This is a genomic window from Kordia sp. SMS9 (assembly GCF_003352465.1).
Taxonomy (GTDB): Bacteria; Bacteroidota; Bacteroidia; order Flavobacteriales; family Flavobacteriaceae; genus Kordia.
In genome coordinates, this window is record NZ_CP031153.1 from 3,932,500 (window position 1) to 3,955,622 (window position 23,123).

Consider the following 23,123-nt stretch of genomic DNA (forward strand, 5'->3'; position numbering starts at 1 on the left):
GTTAAAAAAAGACTATGGCAGGAAATACTTTTGGTTCCTTATTCAAATTGACCACTTTTGGAGAGTCGCACGGCGCGGCAATTGGCGGAATTATTGACGGTTGTCCAGCAGGATTGGAATTGGATTTGAAGATGATTCAACATGAAATGAATCGTAGGAAACCTGGGCAATCTGCAATTGTTACACAACGAAAAGAACCCGATGCGGTTGAATTTTATTCGGGAATCTTTGAAGGAAAAACAACAGGCGTTCCAATCGGATTTGCCATTCACAATACCAATCAGAAATCACGCGATTATTCACATATTAAAGAAACGTATCGACCTTCGCATGCAGATTATGTGTACGATCAAAAATACGGACATCGCGATTATCGTGGTGGCGGACGAAGTTCAGCGCGTGAAACCGCATGTAGAGTTGTAGCAGGCGCCATTGCAAAACAATTACTTTCCAATATTAAAATAAACGCGTTTGTGTCTTCTGTGGGAGAAATTACGCTAGACAAACACTATCAAGAACTAGATTTTTCCTTGACAGAAAGCAATCCCGTGCGTTGTCCAGATCCTGCGAAAGCGCAAGAAATGGAAGAAAGAATTCGTCAAATTCGAAAAGAAGGCGATACCATTGGCGGAACCGTAATGTGCGTGATACAAAATGTGCCTGTCGGTTTGGGCGAACCTGTATTTGATAAATTGCATGCAGAATTAGGAAAAGCAATGTTGTCCATCAATGCCGTAAAAGGTTTTGAATACGGAAGTGGCTTTGCAGGCGCGAAGATGAAAGGAAGTCAACACAACGATATTTTCAACGCAGACGGAACGACACAAACAAATCTTTCAGGCGGAGTGCAAGGAGGCATCAGCAACGGAATGGACATTTATTTCAATGTAGCGTTCAAACCTGTGGCGACGATTATGCAAGCGCAAGATACCATCAATAAAGACGGTGAAATTGTAGAAATGACAGGAAAAGGTCGTCACGATCCGTGCGTTGTACCACGCGCCGTTCCTATTGTGGAAGCCATGGCAGCATTGGTGTTGGCGGATTATTATTTACTTAACAGGACTATCAAAAAATGAGCGTAAAGGACTTTTTTATTGCTGTCATCAGAATCATGGCAATTTATTTTTTCATTGAAGCTATATTTCCTTTAATGGCACAAATTATCGTATATGGCTATGATACAGATTCATATTTAATATTTGTGTATGTAGGAGTCATCTTGTTATTTTTTGCCCTTTTTTATCTCATGATTTCCAATGCAAAAGGACTCGTGAAATTTTTACGATTGGATCGCGGTTTTTCAACAGAACGCTTCGATTTTTCTAAAGCAGATGGTACGTATATTATAGAAATTGCCATCGCCATCATGGGAATATACATGTTGATTTGTTCAATTCCTTACATATTAATGGATGGTTATGCATTATTCAAATCGAACATCAATAGCAACGTTTTTTCTTTGGGAGAAAATACAAGAGATTTACAATCAAATTTGATCACTAATTTTTTATATATCTTAGTCGGATTGGTCATTCTTTTTTTAAGAAAACCAATCGCAAACATATTTACCACAAAACCAAACGAAGAATAGTCAACAGAACAGAAATATATTCAGCATGAAAAAAATGGCATTACATTGGAAAATTTTGATAGGAATGGTTTTAGGTGTCATCTTCGCCTTCATCTTACTGTCAACTTCTTGGGGAAGTGAAAAAGTAGTTTTGAAAGAAATTGCCGCTTCCGAAGAAATTGTACAGCAAATTGTGAATGGAGAAGTGGTGACGTCTGTCAAGCAAATTCCTGCAAGAGAAATTAAAACTACACGTGCCGAATATTTTATCAGTCGTTGGGTAAAACCTTTTGGAACCATTTTTATCAATTTGTTGAAATTGATCGCCGTTCCGCTAATTCTTGCGTCCTTAATTAAAGGGATTTCCGATTTAAAAGACATTGCTAAAATTAAAAAAATGGGCTTGCGGACTATTGGAATTTACGTAGTTACGACCTTAGTAGCGATTATTATTGGCTTAGGAATTGTAAATACAGTCCAACCTGGAACGGGAATGCCAAAAGAAACGATTGAGAAAATTAAACTAAAATATGCAGATTCTGACGGAGTAAATGACAAACTCATGAAAGCCGCTGCACAAAAAGATGCTGGACCATTACAGGCTTTGGTTGATATTTTTCCACAAAATATTTTTAAATCGTTGGGAGAAGCGAAAATGCTTCAAATTATTTTCTTTGCTTTATTCTTGGGAATTTGCCTCTTGCTCATTCCCGCCGAGAAAGCCAAACCCATGATTGATATTTTCGATTCCTTGAACGAAATCGTCATGAAAATGGTCGATTTAATCATGCTTTTTGCGCCTTATGCCGTTTTTGCATTACTAGCCAACGTTATTGTCGCCTTTGATGATCCTGAAATATTGATGAAATTGTTGTCGTACGGATTCTGCGTTGTTGGCGGATTGATCTTGATGATATTTTTCTACTTAGCAATTGTCGCGGTGTACACCAAAAAATCACCATTATGGTTTTTAAAACAAATCAGTCCGGCGCAATTGTTAGCGTTTTCCACAAGTTCCAGTGCGGCAACGTTGCCAGTAACGATGGAACGTGTAGAAGAACATTTGGGTGTTGATAAAGAAGTTTCAGGATTTGTATTGCCTGTAGGAGCAACCGTAAATATGGACGGAACCAGTTTGTATCAAGCGATTGCAGCCGTATTTATCATGCAAGTGCTGACGCCAGAAGATATCAACTTTCAAGTGCAATTGATCATCGTATTTACCGCTTTATTAGCTTCTATTGGAAGTGCTGCCGTGCCAAGTGCTGGAATGGTAATGTTGGTCATTGTATTAGAATCTGTAGGGTTTGATCCGGCATTGTTACCAATTGGTTTGGCATTAATCTTTGCGATAGATCGACCGTTGGATATGTGCAGAACGGTTATCAACGTTACAGGAGACGCAACAGTGTCCATGGTCGTTGCCAAGTCTTTAGGGAAACTACACGAACCACAACCAAAAAACTGGGATGATAATTATCCTCCTAAAGAATCATAATAAAACCATTTTTTTATATATTTTTAAAGAAATCAACAAAATAACCAAAAAAAGACCGCAATGAATATCTGTTTTTTAATGTATCCGTGGGAAGATATCGATCCAGAAAACGATACAAGCTTAGCTTTAATTAAAGAATGTGCAAAAAGAGGACATGGAGTCGCCATTTGTACGCCGTCAAACTTAACCATTCGCGATAGTGTTACGAATGCTTTCTGTACCGTTATCAAGCGCATGGACAAAGTGCCGAGTACGCTCAAATCGTTTTATATGAAAGCAGAATTGCGTGAAGAAATGTTGCCTTTAGCAGGTTTTGATGTGGTATTTATGCGGGCAAACCCACCGTTAGATCCAATTATGTTGAACTTTTTGGATTCCGTGAAAGACGATGTATTTATTGTGAATTCGCTTCAAGGAATGCGCGAAGCTAATAATAAGCTGTATACTGCTGCTTTTGGCGATGCACACAGCAATATTATTCCGAATACGCATGTATCTAAAAATAAGGACTATTTGGTAGAACAAATCAAGGAATCGAAAGCTGATAAAATGATTTTGAAACCGTTGAATGGTTTTGGTGGTTCTGGTGTGATTTTGATCGAAAGATCTGCCATGAACAATATTAAATCGCTGCTCGACTTTTATATTACCAACACTGATGGAAGTTCTAATTATGTCATTCTTCAAGATTATATAGAAGGTGCTGACCAAGGTGATGTTCGTATTTTATTGTTGAATGGAGAACCGATTGGTGCCATGAAACGCGTGCCAGGATCAGACGATCACAGATCAAACGTAAGTGCTGGCGGAAGCGTACAGAAACATACATTAACCAAAGCAGAAAAAGCTTTGTGCAAGCAAATTGGACCGAAATTGGTCAATGACGGATTGTATTTTGTGGGAATTGATGTAATTGGCGGGAAATTGGTAGAAGTAAACGTAATGTCGCCAGGAGGAATTACCTATATCAATAAAGTATACAAAACACGCTTGCAAGAAAAAGTAATTGATTTTGTAGAAAGCAAAGTTGTGGATAAATTGCAAGCTTTTGACAGACGCGTTCGCTTACGCAAAGCTGTGGACGACGCATAAAATGCACATTCAACTAAAAAATTCAATAGTATCTGTAGATTGGTTGCAAGAACACGTTCATGCAACCAATCTTATAGTTTTAAACGGAACCATTCCGAAAGTTGTGGGCGATACGGCGCAACAAGAAACACAGCAAATTCCGAATGCACGATTTTTTGATATAAAAAAGGTGTTCAGTGTTTTAAACGCGCCTTTTCCAAATACGATGATTTCTGTGGAAGCTTTTACAGAAAAAGCGCAGAAATTAGGCATCAATCAAGACAGCGCGATTGTAGTGTATGACGAATTGGGAATGTACGCTGCACCAAGAGTTTGGTATATGTTTAAAAGCATGGGATTTGATAATATTGCCGTTCTTGATGGTGGATTTCCTGCATGGAGAGCTGCTAAGTATCCTGTAGAAGCGAAAATCCCTTTTGAGGGAAAACGCGGAGATTTTCAAGGGAAAGATCAGTTGTATTTATTTAAAAATTATCCAGAGATGCTTCAAACCGTTGCAAATGATGCTACAATTATTTTAGATGCACGATCAGAAGCGCGTTTTACAGGAAACGTACCTGAACCTAGAGCAGGATTGCGCAGCGGAACGATTCCGACCTCAAAAAATTTACCTTATACTGAAGTTTTACACAAGAATTCATTCAAATCAAAAGAAGAACTTCAAACTATATTTTCAGCATTCAACACAAAAAAAACACCTTTTACGTTTACTTGCGGATCTGGAATTACGGCGTGTATTCTCGCTTTAGCGGCTGATATTGCAGATTATACTTCATATTATGTATATGATGGTTCTTGGACGGAATGGGGAAGTGTACACCGATAAATTTGACCAATCATTTACAAACACCTAACACATGAACTTTCAAAAAGTAAAAGATTTCATCTATAAAAATAGTGCATACATTGCTTTGTATTTTTCTGGAATAAACATTTTATCATACTTTTTAGATTTTTTTTATAAGTATTCCTTATATGATGGAGTTATACAAACATTTCGTTTGATCAACTTTGGCGGTGTAAGCTTCTCATTTTTTCGATCCGACTTCTTAACGATTACCGTTCAGTTTGGATCCTCATACATCAGAAAACCTGCCTTCGAAATATTTTTTGCACTTCTATTTTTTATAGGTGCAATTATATATATCAAAAGCAAAAAAAAGGAGAATCGTATGTTAGATTTTGCTTTTTCATTACTATTTTTTACAAGAATTGTTGCATTGATAACGCTACCTTTCATGATGGGTAATGCCCTTACTGTGAATCCATGGACAATTAGTGTTATAGTTTTCAAACTATCTTTAGTTATTTTCATCAGTTATATCTATCTGCAACGAAGTTTTCAGGAAAAACAATTGGTGCCACTTGAGGACGATTTTGGGCTTAAAGTATACCTCAATGACAATAGGTTTGCTGAAACATTACGTCATGTAAGAGTTTCGAAGTGGAAACGTTTAGCACACTATTTGGTTGATATACTGCTGATTATTGGTATATTTTCAAAATTCATTTTTATATTACCAAGATCATTCACCACGATGCTTTCCGAAACTTTTGGCGATCGTTTTAGCGTGTATATTCTATTTTTTATTGCAAGTAGTATCTACTATTTATTTTTTGAATCAATCTTCAAAACGACTCCAGGAAAATGTTTGACCAATTCGCGAATCATCAACTATAAAAAGGGAAACATCACATTTAATCAATTTATATGGCGCACTTTTTCGAGAAGAATTCCGTTTGAAGCGTTTTCATTTTTTGGAAGCATTGGTTGGCACGATTTAATTTCGACGACAACCGTTGTACAACAAACTGCTGAAAAAAAATACGATCGCTTCATCCATAGAATTTTAATAGTTTTTGGATTGATGATACTTTTGACTGCGTTTGTAAATATTTTTAGTATTTTTTAATTTATTAAAACATGAATACACAAGAAAATGAACGTATTAGCACAAAGCTATTAGACACGCTTGTAATTATCGAAAAGCTAAAACTCAAACGAAAGAAGCTATTAAAAGAGGCATCCGTACTAGGAATTATTGCGATCATCATTATTGGAGTAGGTGCGTATGGAAGTATTGCAGAATGGACAGCGTTTCCTATATTTCAAGGTGCGATTGCCGCTGGTGGAATTTTGTTAGCCATTGCTTTTCGACCGTTGCAACGATGTAAAAAAGAAATAGACATTCACGAAAAAAAGGCGTTAGAGTTGCACGAATTATTAAAAAACAATAATTTAGATTATAAAGCAGACATTCGTGTTTCGTATGATGAAAAAGGAGAATATGTTGTGAAGAAAAGTATCAAGCTATTTAGCATATAAATAATACATGGAAATTTCAGGACATTGTAGTTTTTGTGAACATAAAGAATTTGACTTTACAAACGGAAATTTATGTGGATTGACAAAGCAAAAAGCAGATTTTTCTCGAAAATGTCCCAAAATAACTTTTGGAAGTAATGCTAAAGCCAAGATTGTGGAAATCAACACGGAATACAAACAACTGCAAGATGAAAAACTAAAAGTAATATATCATTTAATTTTATCTTTGTTTATTGGTACAGTTATCATTATAGGTATTGTCTATTTTATTGAAATGCTTTTTAAAATTGGTGTTTTTTATACAAGCGTTCTCACAGAAAGAGAAGCTAGGATTCTTACGGAAAGTCTTTTTGCAATTATAGTAGGAATTTCATTAATTGGATATGCATTTGCACCTTATATAAAATATACAAATGCCAATAGTGCAGCAAAAGCTCAAAAAAAACGCATGGATACTTTTTTTGCATTGTATGATTATGATTATAAGATTAATTTTGAAGATGAAAACCCACAAACTGCCGTAAAATTATTTAGATCAAAACGACCTGTAAAATAAGTAAGTAGATAAATTTATGAAAAAACTAACCATCGACCAGATTATCACAAAAATTGAGCAAGAAGCACTGTTTGAAGCAGTTTCTTCCGATTATTCGTTTACGATAAAAATTGACAAATACGTTCCGTATGCGTGTGGTGCGGTACACGACGGACATCAGTTTCGCCGAGAACTCTGGGAAAATTGCATGCACACCGAATACGATCGTTGGTTTGAAGAAGATCCAGCCACGAAAGAAATGGTACAAACACATCCGATTGTGATTGCAGGAATGGATTCTCGTTTTGAATACGATTTAAACCGTGCGCCCGAAAGTGCTATTTACGAAGATGCTTGGGGAAAACAATTGTGGCATGCGCCTTTAGCTGATGACATGAAGCAGAAAAGTTTGGCAAAACACCACAATTTCTATAAAGTTGTACACGCATTGATGTCAAAACTTGAAGAGAAATTCGGCGTTTGTGTTGTTTATGACATGCATTCATACAACTGGAAACGCTGGGAGCGAGAAGTGCCAACCTTTAATTTGGGAACATCTAATGTTGATAATGAACGTTTTGGTGGAATTATTGAAGATTGGCGCGCGTTGTTGTCAAAAATTGAACTGCCAAACGGAATTGCAGCTACTTCAAAAATTAACGATACGTTTCAGGGGAATGGATATTTTTTAAAGTACATCACACAGCATTTTAGTAACACCTTAGTTTTGGCAACTGAAGTAAAAAAGATATATTGCGACGAAATTGATCAGATCATGTTCCCCGAAGTGGTTTCTGCCGTTGAAAAGGCATTGAAAACCCTTATTCCACAGCATGCCGACGATTTTTATCAAACATATAACAGCTAAGAAAAGAACGTAGTACGAATGAATGATACCAATGTAGCGAGCAAAGTGCTTTTTGAAATTGATAAGAATATTGACGACTTAGTAAAAAAGGTTGAGTTGTTGAGTTATGTCAATCCATTAAATATGGAAGAAGAAAAACAAAAATTCTTTCAGTCCAAATACTTAACAGATCCAAAATTTACCTATCCACAAATGGATTTTGATCGGTTTCGCTTGCATCGCGAATTGTTCTCACAGCCTATTGAACGTATTGAAAATGCAAATACAAGAGCTTTGTATGAAGACATTATTTATGCGTATTCTGGATTGATTCAATGTATTGAAACTATTGGAACGAAGCACAAATTCTATTACAACAGTTTGCATTCGTTTGGAACACCGAAAGAACAAGATGTAGAAAATGCAAAATTCATTCTCCATTTTGAAGAAGAAGATCCGAACGAGGAACAATTTCAACCTAAATACACTGCAGCAGAAACAGCAGCATTGTTCCGAGAATATTCTAAACAATACGATTTTTCATATCATATTAAATTTTCAAAAGATATGAGCGCTATTGCCATGGTGTTGAACAATATCAAAACATTGGTGATTAATGAAAAACATATATTTTCAGACAATGAAATCGCGGTATTGACCAATCATGAAATTGGTGTACACATGGTAACCACGATGAACGGATTGTTGCATCCATTGCATATATTTTCCAACGGTTTTCCAAATTACGAAGAAACCCAAGAAGGATTGGCGGTTTTTTCTGAATATATGAGTAATAATCTGACGGTGAAGCGATTGAAAGAATTGGCATATCGTGTGATTGCTGTAGATAGTTTGGCAAAAGGCTATTCGTTTTCGCAAACGTTTAGATTGTTCATTAATAATTATGATTTAGATAGAGAAACGGCGTTTAATATCTCTACAAGAGCGCATCGCGGTGGCGGATTTACCAAAGATTATCTATATCTCACAGGACTTAAAAAAGTGTACAATTACTACAAATCTGGCAAAGACTTACAACCTTTATTGCGCGGAAAAATTACGTTGGATTATTTGGAAAGTATTGATTCGCTGGCAAAAAATGGTTGCGCTGTCGATTCAAAGCACATCACCGATTCATACATGGAAAACAACAATACCAACAAAACTGTGGATTTTATTTTAGAGAATTTGAAGTAGTTTTTATCAACGTTTTAATGTAAAATGTCCTGTATAGGTTCTGTTGTTGCTAGGGCGTTCCACCAAAAACCAATAATCTGAAGAAGGCATCGGTCTTCCGTTATATAAACCGTCCCATCCAGGCGATTCAGGCTTTACAATTTTTAACAGTTTTCCATAACGATCAAAAATATAAATTCGTAAATCTGCTTCGGCTGTAGACGAAATTATTTGCCAATAATCATTAAAACCATCATTGTTAGGCGTAAAGAAATTTGGATAGAATAATAAATTGATATCTTCACTCACCACACCACAACCATTTTTATCTCTTACATACACCGTAAGGCTGCCAGGTGCTAAGTTTGTAAAAATTGGACTGTCTTGATAGCCACTACCGTCTATTGCATATTCATAATCTCCAATACCTGAAGCAATGATTTCAATTTGATTGTTGTTCAATGTCCAATCCTGAATTTCAACAGATTCTATGATGGCTTCATCAGATTCAATCACTTGAAAGGTTTGTATATTGCTACAACTTATTGCGGGAGAAGATAAATAATTGTTGGTTACGGTAACGGTATAGGTTCCTGCTTGTGTGACTACTATTGACTCCGAAGTTTCTCCTGTGCTCCACAAATATTCATCGTAGCCACTATCAGCAGTGATTACTATGGACTCGTTCGTACATACAATAGCAATCATTGGTTCCGTATCTACATTAGGAGTTTCTTTTACTTCTATAAAAAATGAAGTTGTATCGTAGCAATTTGCAGCGTCAGCATTTTGAATACGGACAAATATTTCTTGCGGATTGGCTTCGTTAGTGTATTGTTGAGGAATTGGGTTTAGGTCCATATCTGCATCTTCTTGGCTCGTGTAATAGCTAATGGTAAAACTCCCAGTTTGTCCATTCAATACAAATTCGTCTTGGGTAGCTACATCAAATATTTCAAATCCATCATTGCTGACATCATCACAAGTAATTAAATTTTCTACAGGATTTGCAATGAATTGTGTAAACATATTCAGTTCAAAACTAGTGACGACAAAACAATTGGGATATTGACTGTTTTCTTTACGAATATGTAGTGTTTGATTTGTATTTTGCAGCATGTAATTTGGCGCTATTCTGTTAGTATCATTGGTAGCGTTTTCTTGTGTTTCATAGTAATATATGTTGAATGTACTATTGCTTTGACTGTCTAACACTTGTGCATCAAATTGTGATAAATTGATAAGTTCTTCGCCATCGTTTAGAATATCACAAATATCGAGGCTTGCAATGGTGATTGTTGTTGGAGCTTCTGGAATAATTAAATCAAAATCACTAATTACATAACAATTAGGGTTTTCAATATTATACACACGTGCAAATATGGTTTGTGTACTATTTGTACTGGTATAATTTGTATCCAATGGATTGGTGTCATTCATAGCATCATTTAGTGTTTCATAATAGCTTACATCAAACATGCTTGTTGTGGGTTGCCCAGACAGCAATTCAGGATTTTTTGTGCTTAAATCAAAAAGTTCAATATCGTCATTGCCTTCATCATCACATATAATAAAATCAGTTACAGGCAATTGAATAGGATTTTCATAAATAGTAATATCTTGAGTAAATGATGCGGATTGTGTAGCAGAATTGACAGTAACGTTAATAGTATATGTTCCAGGATTTGTGTAAATATGCGCAGGATTTACTTCAGTAGACGTGGTTCCATCGCCAAAATCCCACATGATAGCGGTAATGTTTTCAGTAGCACTCACAGAAAAAATAGTGGCATCACCAAAACAAGTTTCTGAGACTTGAATACCTACATTGAAAAATGATTGAATAAATGGTGGCAAGCCTTGTTTGCATTGTCTGCCATTCAAATTAACACCTTCATTTACATAATTACATGCAAGACCGTCTGCTTCAGGATCATTAATAACACCTATATACGTTCGATCAGGTCTTGCGTAATAAATTTTGCCATCAACCGCTAATTGTAACGCAGCACGTTCTTGAACTTCATAATAAATTTCTACTCTTGAATTTTGAATATTTGATGCTTCTAAATCAAATTGATGCAAATAGGCATCATTAGAAGAAATTCTTCCAGAAGAAACATATACTTTTGAAGAGCTTAGTGAAAATTCGGCACAATATGCTCTTGCTTCCACATCTAATTGTGCTATTTCATTACTAACAATTCCTGTAATGTTGTCGAAACGATGATAACAAACATGTTCAAATTCCTGATTACAATTAATAATTTTCTGAGAATCTGGAGAAATTTTCAAATATCCTCTTTCGTCATTTGAGCTACAAGCACTATGTGTAGAAGTAACTGAATTTATATTAATTCCCAAATCTGTAATTCTAAACGCATGGTAGGTATCGTATGTGGTTTCTGCTCCGGTGAGTCCCGCATACGAAATAACCCAATAACCAGAATCATCATCATTAATAGCAGCTATTTTTTCAGCGCTATTTTCAAGTAATGATATATTTTTTCGCCCAACAATAACGTCTCCGTTGCCACCATTAAGATTTAAATCGACTAAACTATAGTAAAGTCCACCATTAGAACTTACATCATTTACACAAAAAACAAAGTATAAATTGGGTTGGTTTGGATAGGGAACAATAATACCAGATTGAGAACTTGAAGGATCACCTTCTAAACCAGTTCCATTGGGCATTATAGTATGATTTCGATCCCAAACCGTAATTCCATCTGTGTAAAATAGAAGTTCTCCTGCGGGATTAGAAATTGTGGCACAACCTTCCAAGGTATCAAGTTGCCCGTCTGTCAAAGCTACGGGACTTCCACTACTAAAGTCTAATCCTGCATTCTCACCAAAATACCATATATTGGCTTCTCCTTGTGCGAAGCCCAAAGTGATATTACAAATAAAAAAGAGAAACAGTACAACTTTATTTTTCATAAAAAAGGCACCTAAAATTTTAATGTATTACGTATAGAACAAGCATACCAATAAAGTACCTTTTAAATTTACTTTATTTTTTTAGAATAGTATATGTTTTTTCCGATAAAACTATCAAGTGAAACGTAACGTAGGTGATTTCTACTTCCAGAAGCATTCAACAGGTAAAAAAATGTTTTATGAACAGTAGTTTAAAACTATTCTTTAAGGAAATGCGATATATGAGTATATGTATGGAAGTACTATTAAGAAAATTCTATGTTAAAAGTAGATGAAGAGTGCTTTTTTAATAAACTTCTATAGGATTTTTCAAGAGTTGCCAAACTTTTCCTATCTTAAGACTTTAAAACAAGAAACGTACATGTCATACTGGGCACTTGGAATTTTCATTTTTATCATTATCTATATCATTTCGAATATAGTGCTATATTTTCTACAAGAACGCTTTATTTTCAAAGCTGAAAAACTGCCGACTGATTTTGAGTTTGACTATGAAAATCAAATTTTTGATGAATACAATATTGAAGTCGATCCAGGCGTCAATATCAACGGAATTCACTTTAAAGTCCGCCGTCCAAAAGGTGTCGTTTTATATTTAAAAGGAAATTCCAGAAGCATCAAAGGTTGGGGAAAGTTTGCCGTCGATTTTACACGGTATGGTTTTGATGTCTTGATGGTAGATTATCGCGGTTATGGAAAAAGTACTGGAAAACGTACAGAAGCTGGCATTAAAAGAGATTTACAGTACGTGTACGATCGTTTAAAAGAACAAGTAGACGAAAAGTATATTACACTATACGGAAGATCTTTAGGGTCAGGATTTGCTACAAAATTGGCGTCTAGCAACAATCCACGTTTATTAATTTTAGATGCGCCGTATTACAGCGTAAAACACATTACGAAACGCTTTTTGCCCATCATGCCGATGTCGTTAATTCTGCGATTTCCTGTAAAAACGTATCGTTGGATTGAATATGTAAAATGCCCGATCAAAATTATTCATGGTACGAATGACAAGCTTATTCCGTTCAAAACGAGCGTGAAGCTTTCTAAAATCAATCGAAAATGGGCGCGCTTATATCCTGTCATTGATGGCGGACACAACAATTTGCACACATTTCCGCAATACCATCGTTTTTTAGAAGAAATATTACATTCTGAATTGCCAAAAGAAATAGATCCAAAAAACTCCAGTTTAAACTTTAGAAGAAAAAAAGCGTAAATGAAGTTCGTAAAACGTGTAGCTATTGCACTTATTGCCTTATATTTGTTGCTGATTTGTATGTTAGTTGCCTTTCAAGAAAAAATAATATTCCAAAGCGAAATCTTGCCGCAAGATCACGTGTTTACGTCGTCTGTTCCTTTTGAAGAATTATATTTAAAAGCGTCAGATGATGCCATTTTACATGGATTACACTACAAACAAGAAAATCCGAAAGGCGTTCTTTTATATTTTCACGGAAACGCACGCACCATAGAATATTGGGGAGAATGGGCAGAAGGTTTGTCTGCAAAATACCAGTATGACGTAGTCATTATGGATTATCGCGGCTATGGAAAAAGTATCGGCGAACGCCAATATCACAAAATGCTGGATGATGCCTTATTATTTTACGACTACACAAAAACAAAATTCTCTGTAGACGAAATCACAATTTTTGGTCGTTCCCTTGGTGGCGCTTTTGCAACGTACACCGCCACACATCGAAAAGCAAAGCAATTACTATTAGAATCTACTTTTACAAGTGTATATGAAGTAGGAAAAAAACGTTTTTGGTTTTTACCATTGAAGTGGTTGCTGAATTATCCTTTTCAAAACATAGAAAACATTCAGCAAATCAAGATACCAACTTATATGATTCATGGAACAAAAGATGCAGTAGTTCCGTATGAACACGGACAAGAACTCTATCAAAAGTCGAGGAGTGGAACTAAAAAATTCTACACGATTTCCAACGGTTCACACAACGATCTCATCAGGTTTCCAGCATACTTTGAAGCTTTGGATGAAGTGTTGAAGTGATGGTATTTTGTCTTTTTGTTGATTTGTCAATCTGAACTTAAAACAAATTAACAGATAACAAATTAACAAAAAAGAAGTTCAAACACTTATTTGTTGCATCTTATAGTAGAATTGGTATAATTTAATCAACAACCAACAGTTACTTCAATTTAATCACAGTACCACGTTTTTTGGTAGATTGGTCTTCTAGCAAGTTATACTCTAACAAATACGAGTTTTCTGTGGTAGAAAGAATCTTCATCTGAATGGGTTTGCTATCCGAATAATCAATAGGACGCAATTTTCGACCAATAAACTCACACTCATTCACCCAACGAATGGTAAACGTATCAATTTTATTATCATAATAATCAATACTCAAGGTATCTGTACGAACTGATTTCCCTGTTTTAGTTTCGCCGTTAAGTTCATACGTAAATTCGAAAGTTCCTGTTTTAAAATCGTTACAATTAACTTCTACATGATAACAAGAACTTAAAAATAAGGCAATACAAATACTGAAAATGAAGTTTTTCACTAGAATATAGTTTTTGAATAAATTCTCTGCAAAAATAACCAAAAAAAGGATCAAAAATCTACTAAGTTTGGAAGTTTAAGCTTTGAAACAAAAGAAAGTTTATCAGTAACTAGCAACTAAGTTATGAGTTATGAGTCAGGACAAATAAACAAATCCACAAAAAACGAATAAACAAATAAGAAGTTTATAGTTTAGGTTTTAAAACAAACAGAAAGTAAACAAGTTTACCAGCAAACAGCAGCAAAACGACCAAATCAAAAATCTATTTGTTATAAGAATCAAAAGTACCATCCGTATAAAAAATAACAATCTTGTCAATTGTTTTTTGATTGGATGATGTATTTTGTGTTGGAAGTGATGTTGGTATATTTTCTTCTAGTGACAAGGTTGCTTGCACATTTGTCGACGTCGTTTTAGCTTTGGAAATTGGAGCAGGAGTTTTTACAGGTTCAGGTGTATCACTTTTAGGAAAACTCCCTTTTCCATTCAACAACCAATACAATTCTACTTCTGGAAAAGCACTTAAAATCTTCATGACAAATTCCAAACTTGGCTTGTTTCTTCCAGATAAAATATGCGAAATACTTGAGCGTTGTACACCTAAGCGATCGGCAAAAGCAGAAGCAGATACCTCGTAATATTCAATGACTTTTTTGAGTCTTTTAGTAAAATCAGAAGTGTTTATCATTGTAAACAAAGGTTTTAAAAGTTGAATGTTTACAAATGTAAATATAATGTTTCACATCTACAAGAATACAATGTTAAACAATACTCAAAAGCTATAATTTACTTTAATAAAACACTGTTAACTAATTGAAATTAAGTTATTTAATTGTTTATTTTAAATAGACTGTTTACAAAGGTTGCTTGTAAACAGCAAGTTACATAGATATTGAAGTAAACTGTTTACAATATTAAACAACAGTGCTATGAATTGTTGTTTACAATTGTAAAATATACAATGTTTACATTTGTAACTCTTAATTGAAAACATACATGTATACACATCCATTGGCAAATTGGTATTGCTCACATTTCGAATCGAGTTTAGGAGGTCGTTATATAACCTTACATCATATTACTTCCCTATTGGAACAATTGCCTTCCACATTCAATTTGAAACACATCGGAACTTCGGTAGAAAATCGCCCAATTCATTCCTTAACGATCGGAAATGGCGAAAAAAAAATTCTCATGTGGTCACAAATGCACGGCAATGAATCTACCACCACAAAAGCTGTTTTTGACTTACTCAACTTCCTAAAAGAAGCTTCTGAAGCTTCTGAAACAATTTTAAAAGATTGTACGCTGTGTATCATTCCAATGCTAAATCCTGATGGCGCACATGCATATACACGTCTTAATGCGAATGAAATCGACTTAAATCGTGATGCACAAACACTTTCACAGCCCGAAAGTGTGGTTTTAAAAACGGTGTATGAGGAGTTTCAACCAGATTACTGTTTCAATTTACACGGACAACGCACAATTTTCAGTGCAGGAAACATAGATAAATCAGCAATTGTATCGTTTTTAACGCCTTCTGAGGATGAAAAGCGCTCTATTACTCTAAACCGTGAGAAAAGCATGGAAATCATTGTAAAAATGAACGAAATGCTGCAAAAAAGCATTCCAAATCATGTTGGACGTTATGATGACGGATTCAATCTCAATTGTGTTGGAGACACCTTTCAATCACTCGGAACGCCCACTGTTTTATTCGAAGCTGGACATTTTCCGAACGACTACCAACGTGAAAACACGCGAGAATTGATTTTTTACGCATGCATAGAAGCACTTCAATACATTGCTTCCACAGAAATTTTTGGCACCTATACAGACGCTTATTTTAAGATTCCTGAAAATAAAAAACAGCATTATGATATCATTTTAAGAAACCTTCAAACGGAGCAAAACGAAACTTTCGATGTGGGAATTATGTACCAAGAAGTCCTTAAAAATGGAAAAATTCACTTCGAACCCTATATTGAAGACAAAAAAATGTTAAAAAAATCGTTCGCACACAAAATAATTGATTTTCAGGAGTCAATCGCTCCGAAGCATATATTTCAATCGTTTTCGCTGCAAACTGATGTTGTGGAATATTTAAGAAAATTCAATAAAATTGACAATTAGTTAACATATCTAATGGTGTTTTATGCATTATTATTCGATTTTTTTTGGTTTTTTTGCATTATCTTTAAAAAATAATATAAGATAATCATGGCAAAATTTAGGTTAGATGAAGTGGATCATCAGATATTAGACATGCTGATTGAAAATACTAGAATTCCATTTACAGACATCGCAAAGAAATTATTAATCTCCGCAGGAACGGTTCACGTTCGTGTTAAAAAATTAGAAGAAGCAGGCATCATTCGTGGCTCTTCTTTAACATTAGACTATCAAAAACTAGGATATTCATTTATTGCATACGTAGGTATATTCTTAGATAAAACCTCGCAAACAAAGTTTGTACTCAATAGAATACATGAAATTCCATACATTACGGTAGCACACATCACTACAGGAAAATTCAATATTTTCTGTAAAGTACGCGCAAAAAACACAAAACACGCAAAAGATATCATCTTTATGATTGATGATATAGAAGGTGTGTCACGCACGGAAACGATGATTTCGTTAGAAGAAAGCATTAACGACAAAAAACGCTTGATGCATTCAATTTTCAACGATTTATAAAGTGAAAAGCAAAAAATATAGATTCTTATACAACCCTTGTGCTTTTCGTACGAGGGTTGTTTATTAAAAACCAAACTTAAAATTTCAAATTTTATGTCTCGTAAACCCAAATTGAAACGTTTTAATGAAAATGTTTCTTCTAAATACCAAATCTACAACAGTATTTTTATGACCTTGCCTTTTGACGAGATCTCAAATACGGGTGCTTTATTGCCCTTATTTAGTGATACTTGCGAGCAAGGATACGATTTAGACAGAAATCCATCACAAATTGTTGAAAAGTTCTTTGAGCGATATGTGAATCACAACAAAACAAAAGACGAAAAAAACAATCTACTCTTTCGTTTCATTCAATATATTGAGCGCCAAGTCGTACTATTTGATGCCGTAGAAGATGCCGCATTTTCCATAGTAAATAATATGGAAGGTCGTGGTACGCTTCGAAACATCAAGGAAGAAGCAGAGGAAAAACACAAGCTAGACGCGCTAAAAACCTATTTAAAGCGTTTCAAAGTCCGTCCGGTATTAACAGCACATCCAACGCAATTCTATCCAGGGCAAGTGCTAGGAATCATTACGGATTTGGCAGAAGCTATCAAAGTAGATGATTTATTGACCATCAAGAAGCTTTTGGCGCAATTAGGAAAAACACCGTTCTTCAAAAAAGAAAAACCAACGCCGTACAACGAAGCGGTAAGCTTAATCTGGTATTTGCAAAATGTGTTCTATCATTCGGCAAGTAAAATTTACAGTTACATCAAAGAAAACATATTTGAAGGGGAAGAAATGGACAATCAAGTCATTGATTTAGGGTTTTGGCCTGGTGGCGATCGTGATGGAAATCCGTTTGTAACTACAGATATCACACTCAAAGTCGCAGAACGTTTGCGAAATACGATTTTAGTGAACTATTACCGCGATATACGAGATTTAAAGCGTAGAATAACGTTTAAAGGTGTTGAACAACGTTTGGTGAATTTAGAACACATGTTGTACAACAATGTGTATCTGCGAAAAGAAGAAGGCATGTTGTCATTGGCTGAATTTGAAACAGAACTAAAAGGCATCAGAGCGGTTATTATTTCAGATCATCAATCGCTTTTTGTGGCAGAATTGGATGATTTAATCAACAAAGTAAAACTATTTGGGTATCACTTTGCGATGTTAGACATTCGTCAAGATTCGAGAGTGCATCAAGGTGTATTTGAAAATATTGTAGAAACCATGAAAGATCGCGGAGAAGCTTTATTTTCAATAGATTATATAAATGCTTCGGAAGAAGAAAAAATCAACGTCTTAACACAAATTGATGCAACCGTAGAAGCAAAATATTTTGAAAACGAAATTACCAACGCAACAATTTCGTCTATATATGCGATGAAAACCATCCAAGCGCGAAATGGAGAACGCGGTTCCAATCGTTATATCATCAGTAACAATCAATCGGCATTGCACGTAATGGAAGCCTTTACAATGTTGCGCTTATGCGATTGGAAACAACCCGATGTAGATGTTTCTCCGTTATTTGAAACGGTTCCCGATTTACAAGCGGCAGAAGGCGTGATGCGAACCTTGTATACCAACGAAGCGTATGCAGCACATTTGAAACGCAGAGGAAACAAACAATACATTATGCTTGGTTTCTCTGACGGAACCAAAGATGGCGGTTATTTAATGGCAAATTGGAGTATTTTTAAAGCAAAAGAAGAACTCACCGCAATTTCTCGCGAATACGGAATCAAAGTCATATTTTTTGACGGTAGAGGTGGACCGCCAGCGCGTGGAGGTGGAAAAACACATCAATTCTATGCTTCTTTAGGAAATACGGTGGAAGATGAAGAAATTCAATTAACAATCCAAGGACAGACGATTAGCTCTAACTTTGGAACTTTAGAATCGTCTCAATACAACTTAGAGCAATTGTTAAGTTCAGGAATCTCAAATGAAATATTTTCAGGCGCAAAGGCAGAATTTTCAGAAGATGATAAAAAGACAATGGAAACCTTGGCTTCCGTAAGTTATGATGCGTATGTGGCATTTAAAAAACATCCAAGATTCTTAACGTATTTAGAGCGAATGAGTACGTTAAAATACTATGCAAAAACTAACATTGGAAGTCGTCCATCGAAACGATCGCAGTCTAAAGAGTTCAATTTCTCTGACTTACGTGCCATTCCTTTTGTGGGAAGCTGGAGTCAGTTGAAACAAAACGTTCCAGGATTTTACGGCGTTGGAACTGCGTTAGAACACATGGAGAAAAACGGTCAATTTGAAGCCGTAGAAAAACTCTACAAAAACTCTTCTTTCTTCCGCACATTGCTTGCCAACAGTATGATGAGCTTAACGAAGTCGTTCTTTAAGTTAACGGCATATATGAAAGATAATGAGGAGTTTGGTGAATTTTGGACGGTTATTTTTGAAGAATTCAATCGTACAAAACGAATGCTTTTAAAACTAACGGGTTACGAAACCTTAATGGAAAATGAATTGGCAGGGAAAGCTTCAATTCACGCACGTGAAAAGATTGTGTTACCGTTACTTACGATTCAACAATACGCATTGCGAAGAATTCACGAATTGCAAAAAGATCCAAATGCAGATGAAAACGAAATCAAAACCTATGAAAAAATGGTGACACGTTCGTTATTTGGAAACATAAATGCGAGTCGTAATTCGGCGTAGCTTCGACGAGCTCAGCTGCCGCTTTTGGATTGCTTCGCGTGTTTTCTTAGATTCCTTTGAAACGTCTTTGCGAGCATTTGTAAAATGCGTGGCAATCTGTTTCTTGAGAACTATAAATATCATTCCGCACTCGCTGCAGAATCTATGCATATCAAGATTCAGAACTTATTCTGTGCTTCACAGTAAGTTCTGAATCTTTTTCTTTTTTGTGTCGCTTAGCCATTGCCTTTCTAAAACACAAAACGTCTCTTCGAGTGATTTTTCAGAGTGGAGCGGAGAAAAATTGTATCGAGAAGTACTTTGAAAGAAATATATCAAGATTCAGAACTATTTCTATGTTTTACAGTGAGTTCTACTTCTTGATTTCTATTATACCTTCTTGGTTTTTCTGTAGCCAACTCTTTCTGTTTGTTGATAATAATAATATCATCTTCGATATGCAAATTATCAAATTTATCATTTAAATTACTGAGTTTGATAGCTAGCTCTTGATTGGATTGTTTTTTACTTTGAATTTTGTAATCATTAGATAATTTTAGTTTTGTCAATTTATAAGTTAAAATGTACTTAGTAATAGATGAAATAAGTTTTGATACAATGTAAATTGCAGCAATTATGATTCCACCATCTAATATTACTATTCTTATAATTTGTAAAATATCCATTAACTCACCAATTTTTCAATTGTCATTCAACATTGTATGTCTACAGCATAACTTACTGTAAATCAGTGATAAATTTAAGTTAATCGAAAAATGGTTTCAGAAAATTATCATATTTAATTTTCTACGTATTTTTGTTAGTTTAACTTAACTTTTACGAAGTGTAGAAAAAGTGTTTTTTTAAAGTTTTTTGTGTAAGAATTTTCGCAAATATACAGATTTTTGAGTGATTTTCAACAATATAAAACTTTTTTATCGAATCTCAAGAATTATTCATTATTTCAAAAAAAATGAGTTTTTTTATTATAATGAATTTCATTGCTCAAAAATGCTTCAAAGTTTCAGGCTTCGAACAACAACATGCAAAGTTGAATTGAAATTGAAATACTTTAAAGCAAAGCATTTCCAAAAAAATAGTATCTTCGAAATTCCAAAAAAAATCAAAAACCTACAATCGTAAATCTCAAATCGCTATGATTCCATTTCCCAATGCCAACGAGTACAATCCGTATTTTGAATCGTTTGTTCAGCAATACAAAGGAGAAGATATAGTAGCCGCACTTTCCAAAGGTGCCGAAGAAGTCACAGAATTAATGGCATCTCTCAAAGAAGAACAACTACAAAGTGCGTATGCGGAAGGAAAATGGACGATTAAAGAAGTGCTGCAACACATCATGGATACAGAACGCATATTTTGTAACAGAGCCTTGCGTTTTGCACGAAATGACAAAACGGATTTACCTGGTTTTGACCAAGATGAGTATGTACCATATTCAGGCGCGAACGAACGCAATAGCATGGAAATGCTACGTGAATACAATGCGATTCGACAAGCAACGATTACGCTTTTTAAAAGTTTTACGGATGAAATGTTAGCTAGAGTGGGCGTAGCAAGCGGCAATGAAATAACTGTTCGTGCTTTGGCATATATTACCGCAGGACACGAAAAACATCATATAAATGTCATTAACGAGCGCTATTTATAAAACTATTCTTCCGAAAAATCATTCACAATACTTTCGTCTGGCGTAATTTCTTCAAAATCAGCTGCATTTACATTTGCCATGGTATAATGGAGTTTGCTGCTGACTTTTACCAAATAAATAGTGTCTTCCGTTCGGATTTCAACGGCTTCAATCGTATTATTACGATGGTCGTCAAAAATAATAATATCCTTGTCTGCATATCCGCCAGGATAGCGCTCTTGTAATAACTGAAACAATTCAGGTGTTACTTTTTTGTAGTCGATAATAGCTTTTCTCATAGAAATAATCATTAAAAAATTAATACTACGTTCTTAGGTAAATAAGGAGAATTTTAGCCACTTAGTGCCTACTAAAAGTACGACTAATTTTTTTGATAAGAAAGAATTAATGTAACTGAACTGTATTTTTTATGTTAAGAATTGTAAAAATTGAAAGCTTCTACAATGGTTTCATTCGGAACGGTTTTGTCTAAAACAGGCGCACCAATATCGTTCAACAAAACGAAATTGATGTTTCCGTGTGAGTTCTTTTTGTCATATTTCATCAAGTCGATGATAGATTCATAATCAGAATTTTCAAAAGAAACTTTGCCGTACATGTCTATGATGACACGTTTGATTTCGGCTAATTTTTCTTGTGGAAACTGTTCTTGTTTGCTGGAAATATAAGACTCCAACACCATTCCAACAGCAATCGCTTCGCCGTGTAATAACGCTTTTTTGGTTTCGTGTGTTAGCAAATAGGATTCAATGGCGTGTCCTAAGGTGTGACCAAAGTTTAAAATTTTTCGCAATCCGTGTTCCTTTGGATCTTCCGTGACAACGGCATTTTTAATGATGACAGAATCATAAATCAACTGATCTAAATCTTCGATAGTGAAATTGGAAAGATCAATCATTTTTTTCCAGTAAGATTCGTCGTAAATCAAACCGTGTTTCAACATTTCTGCCAAACCGCTGCGCATTTCATTTGCCGGCAATGTGTTTAAGAAAGAAGTGTCAATCAATACCATTTCTGGAATATTAATTACGCCAATTTGATTCTTTAAGGTTCCCAAATCTACGCCCGTTTTCCCTCCGACAGAAGCATCAACCATGGATAATAATGAAGTTGGAACATTGATGTAAGAAATTCCGCGTTTAAACGTAGATGCCACAAATCCGCCTAAATCCGTCACAACGCCACCACCAACATTAATAATCAAGCTTTTTCGGTCAGCATCCAATTCAGAAAGTACATTCCAAACGCCTGTACAAGTTTCAATATTCTTATGAATTTCTCCTGCGGAAATTTCAATGACTTCTACGGCAGTTTCTGTCTGTAAATTGCCCATAAAATAGGACAAACAGTGTTCGTGCGTATTCGTATCTACCAAAATAAAAATTTTAGAATAATTCGAATTTGCCAAATGTTTGTTGAGATGTGTGTAGCAATTTGCGTTAAAATGTACTAAATAATTCGCCGCTTGAATAGAATTCATAATCTGTAAAAACTAGTATTTGCAACAAAATAAAGCCTTTTTTAAACAAAAAAATAATAATTCAATAACTATATTTGTCA

At 35.0% G+C, this 23,123-nt stretch carries 22 protein-coding genes; 16 read left to right on the forward strand and 6 right to left on the reverse strand.

From position 1 onward, the window contains the following. Positions 1–14: 14 nt before the first annotated feature. The 10 genes from aroC to KORDIASMS9_RS16715 are packed head-to-tail and all read left to right on the forward strand — an operon-like array spanning position 15 to position 9,068. A complete protein-coding gene (gene aroC, locus KORDIASMS9_RS16670; protein ID WP_114903925.1) occupies positions 15–1,079 on the forward strand; it encodes a chorismate synthase in 1,065 nt (354 codons plus the stop codon). Then, complete coding sequence (locus KORDIASMS9_RS16675; protein WP_114903926.1) at positions 1,076–1,594, forward strand: hypothetical protein; 519 nt, start codon at positions 1,076–1,078, stop codon at positions 1,592–1,594. Before aroC ends, KORDIASMS9_RS16675 begins: the two co-directional genes overlap by 4 nt. Before the next feature lie 25 nt (positions 1,595–1,619). Continuing rightward, complete coding sequence (locus KORDIASMS9_RS16680) at positions 1,620–3,071, forward strand: dicarboxylate/amino acid:cation symporter (protein ID WP_114903927.1); 1,452 nt, start codon at positions 1,620–1,622, stop codon at positions 3,069–3,071. Positions 3,072–3,131: 60 nt separating this feature from the next. Next, positions 3,132–4,163, forward strand: coding sequence for a glutathione synthase (gshB, locus tag KORDIASMS9_RS16685; protein WP_114903928.1), 1,032 nt, complete (start codon positions 3,132–3,134; stop codon positions 4,161–4,163). 1 nt (position 4,164) lies between these two features. Beyond that, positions 4,165–4,989, forward strand: a complete 825-nt coding sequence (locus tag KORDIASMS9_RS16690) for a sulfurtransferase (RefSeq protein ID WP_114903929.1) — start codon at positions 4,165–4,167, stop codon at positions 4,987–4,989. Positions 4,990–5,020: 31 nt separating this feature from the next. Further along, the gene (locus KORDIASMS9_RS16695) at positions 5,021–6,076 is read left to right on the forward strand and encodes an RDD family protein (RefSeq protein WP_114903930.1); all 1,056 of its coding nucleotides are present in this window, start codon (positions 5,021–5,023) and stop codon (positions 6,074–6,076) included. Positions 6,077–6,087: 11 nt separating this feature from the next. After that, complete coding sequence (locus KORDIASMS9_RS16700; protein ID WP_114903931.1) at positions 6,088–6,489, forward strand: DUF5345 family protein; 402 nt, start codon at positions 6,088–6,090, stop codon at positions 6,487–6,489. 7 nt (positions 6,490–6,496) lie between these two features. Beyond that, positions 6,497–7,045 (forward strand): hypothetical protein, encoded by a 549-nt coding sequence (locus KORDIASMS9_RS16705; RefSeq protein WP_114903932.1) that lies wholly within the window; start codon positions 6,497–6,499, stop codon positions 7,043–7,045. 16 nt (positions 7,046–7,061) lie between these two features. Then, complete coding sequence (locus tag KORDIASMS9_RS16710; RefSeq protein WP_114903933.1) at positions 7,062–7,892, forward strand: N-formylglutamate amidohydrolase; 831 nt, start codon at positions 7,062–7,064, stop codon at positions 7,890–7,892. A gap of 18 nt (positions 7,893–7,910) precedes the next feature. Continuing rightward, a complete protein-coding gene (locus KORDIASMS9_RS16715) occupies positions 7,911–9,068 on the forward strand; it encodes a flavohemoglobin expression-modulating QEGLA motif protein (RefSeq protein WP_114903934.1) in 1,158 nt (385 codons plus the stop codon). Between the two features lie 6 nt (positions 9,069–9,074). Here KORDIASMS9_RS16715 and KORDIASMS9_RS16720 read toward each other — a convergent pair whose 3' ends face one another. Next, positions 9,075–11,990, reverse strand: a complete 2,916-nt coding sequence (locus KORDIASMS9_RS16720; protein WP_114903935.1) for a T9SS type B sorting domain-containing protein — start codon at positions 11,988–11,990, stop codon at positions 9,075–9,077. A gap of 361 nt (positions 11,991–12,351) precedes the next feature. Between KORDIASMS9_RS16720 and KORDIASMS9_RS16725 the strand changes: the two genes are divergently transcribed. Together KORDIASMS9_RS16725 and KORDIASMS9_RS16730 are read left to right on the forward strand one after the other, a co-directional pair. Then, on the forward strand, positions 12,352–13,212 hold the full coding sequence (locus tag KORDIASMS9_RS16725) for an alpha/beta hydrolase (RefSeq protein WP_114905277.1): 861 nt from the start codon (positions 12,352–12,354) through the stop codon (positions 13,210–13,212). Next, a complete protein-coding gene (locus KORDIASMS9_RS16730) occupies positions 13,213–14,013 on the forward strand; it encodes an alpha/beta hydrolase (RefSeq protein ID WP_114903936.1) in 801 nt (266 codons plus the stop codon). Positions 14,014–14,152: 139 nt separating this feature from the next. Here the strand turns inward: KORDIASMS9_RS16730 and KORDIASMS9_RS16735 are convergent, their stop codons facing one another. Together KORDIASMS9_RS16735 and KORDIASMS9_RS16740 are read right to left on the reverse strand one after the other, a co-directional pair. Further along, positions 14,153–14,530 (reverse strand): hypothetical protein, encoded by a 378-nt coding sequence (locus KORDIASMS9_RS16735; protein ID WP_114905278.1) that lies wholly within the window; start codon positions 14,528–14,530, stop codon positions 14,153–14,155. Between the two features lie 262 nt (positions 14,531–14,792). Further along, positions 14,793–15,218, reverse strand: a complete 426-nt coding sequence (locus KORDIASMS9_RS16740; RefSeq protein ID WP_114903937.1) for a helix-turn-helix transcriptional regulator — start codon at positions 15,216–15,218, stop codon at positions 14,793–14,795. A gap of 308 nt (positions 15,219–15,526) precedes the next feature. On the opposite strand from KORDIASMS9_RS16740, the gene KORDIASMS9_RS16745 reads away from it, so the two are divergent. From KORDIASMS9_RS16745 to KORDIASMS9_RS16755, 3 genes are all read left to right on the forward strand, one after another. Beyond that, the gene (locus KORDIASMS9_RS16745; protein ID WP_114903938.1) at positions 15,527–16,666 is read left to right on the forward strand and encodes a M14 metallopeptidase family protein; all 1,140 of its coding nucleotides are present in this window, start codon (positions 15,527–15,529) and stop codon (positions 16,664–16,666) included. 87 nt (positions 16,667–16,753) lie between these two features. Beyond that, the gene (locus KORDIASMS9_RS16750; RefSeq protein WP_114903939.1) at positions 16,754–17,233 is read left to right on the forward strand and encodes an Lrp/AsnC family transcriptional regulator; all 480 of its coding nucleotides are present in this window, start codon (positions 16,754–16,756) and stop codon (positions 17,231–17,233) included. Between the two features lie 93 nt (positions 17,234–17,326). Further along, complete coding sequence (locus KORDIASMS9_RS16755; protein ID WP_114903940.1) at positions 17,327–19,915, forward strand: phosphoenolpyruvate carboxylase; 2,589 nt, start codon at positions 17,327–17,329, stop codon at positions 19,913–19,915. Positions 19,916–20,229: 314 nt separating this feature from the next. Here KORDIASMS9_RS16755 and KORDIASMS9_RS16760 read toward each other — a convergent pair whose 3' ends face one another. Then, a complete protein-coding gene (locus KORDIASMS9_RS16760; RefSeq protein WP_114903941.1) occupies positions 20,230–20,580 on the reverse strand; it encodes a hypothetical protein in 351 nt (116 codons plus the stop codon). Between the two features lie 470 nt (positions 20,581–21,050). Here KORDIASMS9_RS16760 and KORDIASMS9_RS16765 point away from each other — a divergent pair, with 470 nt between their 5' ends. Beyond that, entirely contained in the window at positions 21,051–21,563 is a 513-nt protein-coding gene (locus tag KORDIASMS9_RS16765) for a DinB family protein (protein ID WP_114903942.1), read from the forward strand. 2 nt (positions 21,564–21,565) lie between these two features. Here the strand turns inward: KORDIASMS9_RS16765 and KORDIASMS9_RS16770 are convergent, their stop codons facing one another. Further along, on the reverse strand, positions 21,566–21,841 hold the full coding sequence (locus KORDIASMS9_RS16770) for a hypothetical protein (RefSeq protein WP_114905279.1): 276 nt from the start codon (positions 21,839–21,841) through the stop codon (positions 21,566–21,568). Between the two features lie 134 nt (positions 21,842–21,975). Beyond that, a complete protein-coding gene (aroB, locus tag KORDIASMS9_RS16775) occupies positions 21,976–23,043 on the reverse strand; it encodes a 3-dehydroquinate synthase (RefSeq protein WP_114903943.1) in 1,068 nt (355 codons plus the stop codon). Between the last annotated feature and the right edge of the window lie 80 nt (positions 23,044–23,123).

Coding starts and splice junctions, on each gene's coding strand:
- KORDIASMS9_RS16715 (WP_114903934.1), top strand. CDS start 7,911: ATGAATGATACCAATGTAGCGAGCAAAGTGCTTTTTGAAATTGATAAG.
- KORDIASMS9_RS16745 (WP_114903938.1), top strand. CDS start 15,527: ATGTATACACATCCATTGGCAAATTGGTATTGCTCACATTTCGAATCG.
- KORDIASMS9_RS16710 (WP_114903933.1), top strand. CDS start 7,062: ATGAAAAAACTAACCATCGACCAGATTATCACAAAAATTGAGCAAGAA.
- KORDIASMS9_RS16740 (WP_114903937.1), bottom strand. CDS start 15,218: ATGATAAACACTTCTGATTTTACTAAAAGACTCAAAAAAGTCATTGAA.
- KORDIASMS9_RS16690 (WP_114903929.1), top strand. CDS start 4,165: ATGCACATTCAACTAAAAAATTCAATAGTATCTGTAGATTGGTTGCAA.
- KORDIASMS9_RS16725 (WP_114905277.1), top strand. CDS start 12,352: ATGTCATACTGGGCACTTGGAATTTTCATTTTTATCATTATCTATATC.
- KORDIASMS9_RS16675 (WP_114903926.1), top strand. CDS start 1,076: ATGAGCGTAAAGGACTTTTTTATTGCTGTCATCAGAATCATGGCAATT.
- KORDIASMS9_RS16720 (WP_114903935.1), bottom strand. CDS start 11,990: ATGAAAAATAAAGTTGTACTGTTTCTCTTTTTTATTTGTAATATCACT.
- KORDIASMS9_RS16700 (WP_114903931.1), top strand. CDS start 6,088: ATGAATACACAAGAAAATGAACGTATTAGCACAAAGCTATTAGACACG.
- KORDIASMS9_RS16755 (WP_114903940.1), top strand. CDS start 17,327: ATGTCTCGTAAACCCAAATTGAAACGTTTTAATGAAAATGTTTCTTCT.
- KORDIASMS9_RS16770 (WP_114905279.1), bottom strand. CDS start 21,841: ATGAGAAAAGCTATTATCGACTACAAAAAAGTAACACCTGAATTGTTT.
- KORDIASMS9_RS16680 (WP_114903927.1), top strand. CDS start 1,620: ATGAAAAAAATGGCATTACATTGGAAAATTTTGATAGGAATGGTTTTA.
- KORDIASMS9_RS16705 (WP_114903932.1), top strand. CDS start 6,497: ATGGAAATTTCAGGACATTGTAGTTTTTGTGAACATAAAGAATTTGAC.
- KORDIASMS9_RS16760 (WP_114903941.1), bottom strand. CDS start 20,580: ATGGATATTTTACAAATTATAAGAATAGTAATATTAGATGGTGGAATC.
- KORDIASMS9_RS16765 (WP_114903942.1), top strand. CDS start 21,051: ATGATTCCATTTCCCAATGCCAACGAGTACAATCCGTATTTTGAATCG.
- KORDIASMS9_RS16750 (WP_114903939.1), top strand. CDS start 16,754: ATGGCAAAATTTAGGTTAGATGAAGTGGATCATCAGATATTAGACATG.
- KORDIASMS9_RS16730 (WP_114903936.1), top strand. CDS start 13,213: ATGAAGTTCGTAAAACGTGTAGCTATTGCACTTATTGCCTTATATTTG.
- KORDIASMS9_RS16695 (WP_114903930.1), top strand. CDS start 5,021: ATGAACTTTCAAAAAGTAAAAGATTTCATCTATAAAAATAGTGCATAC.
- gshB (WP_114903928.1), top strand. CDS start 3,132: ATGAATATCTGTTTTTTAATGTATCCGTGGGAAGATATCGATCCAGAA.
- aroB (WP_114903943.1), bottom strand. CDS start 23,043: ATGAATTCTATTCAAGCGGCGAATTATTTAGTACATTTTAACGCAAAT.
- aroC (WP_114903925.1), top strand. CDS start 15: ATGGCAGGAAATACTTTTGGTTCCTTATTCAAATTGACCACTTTTGGA.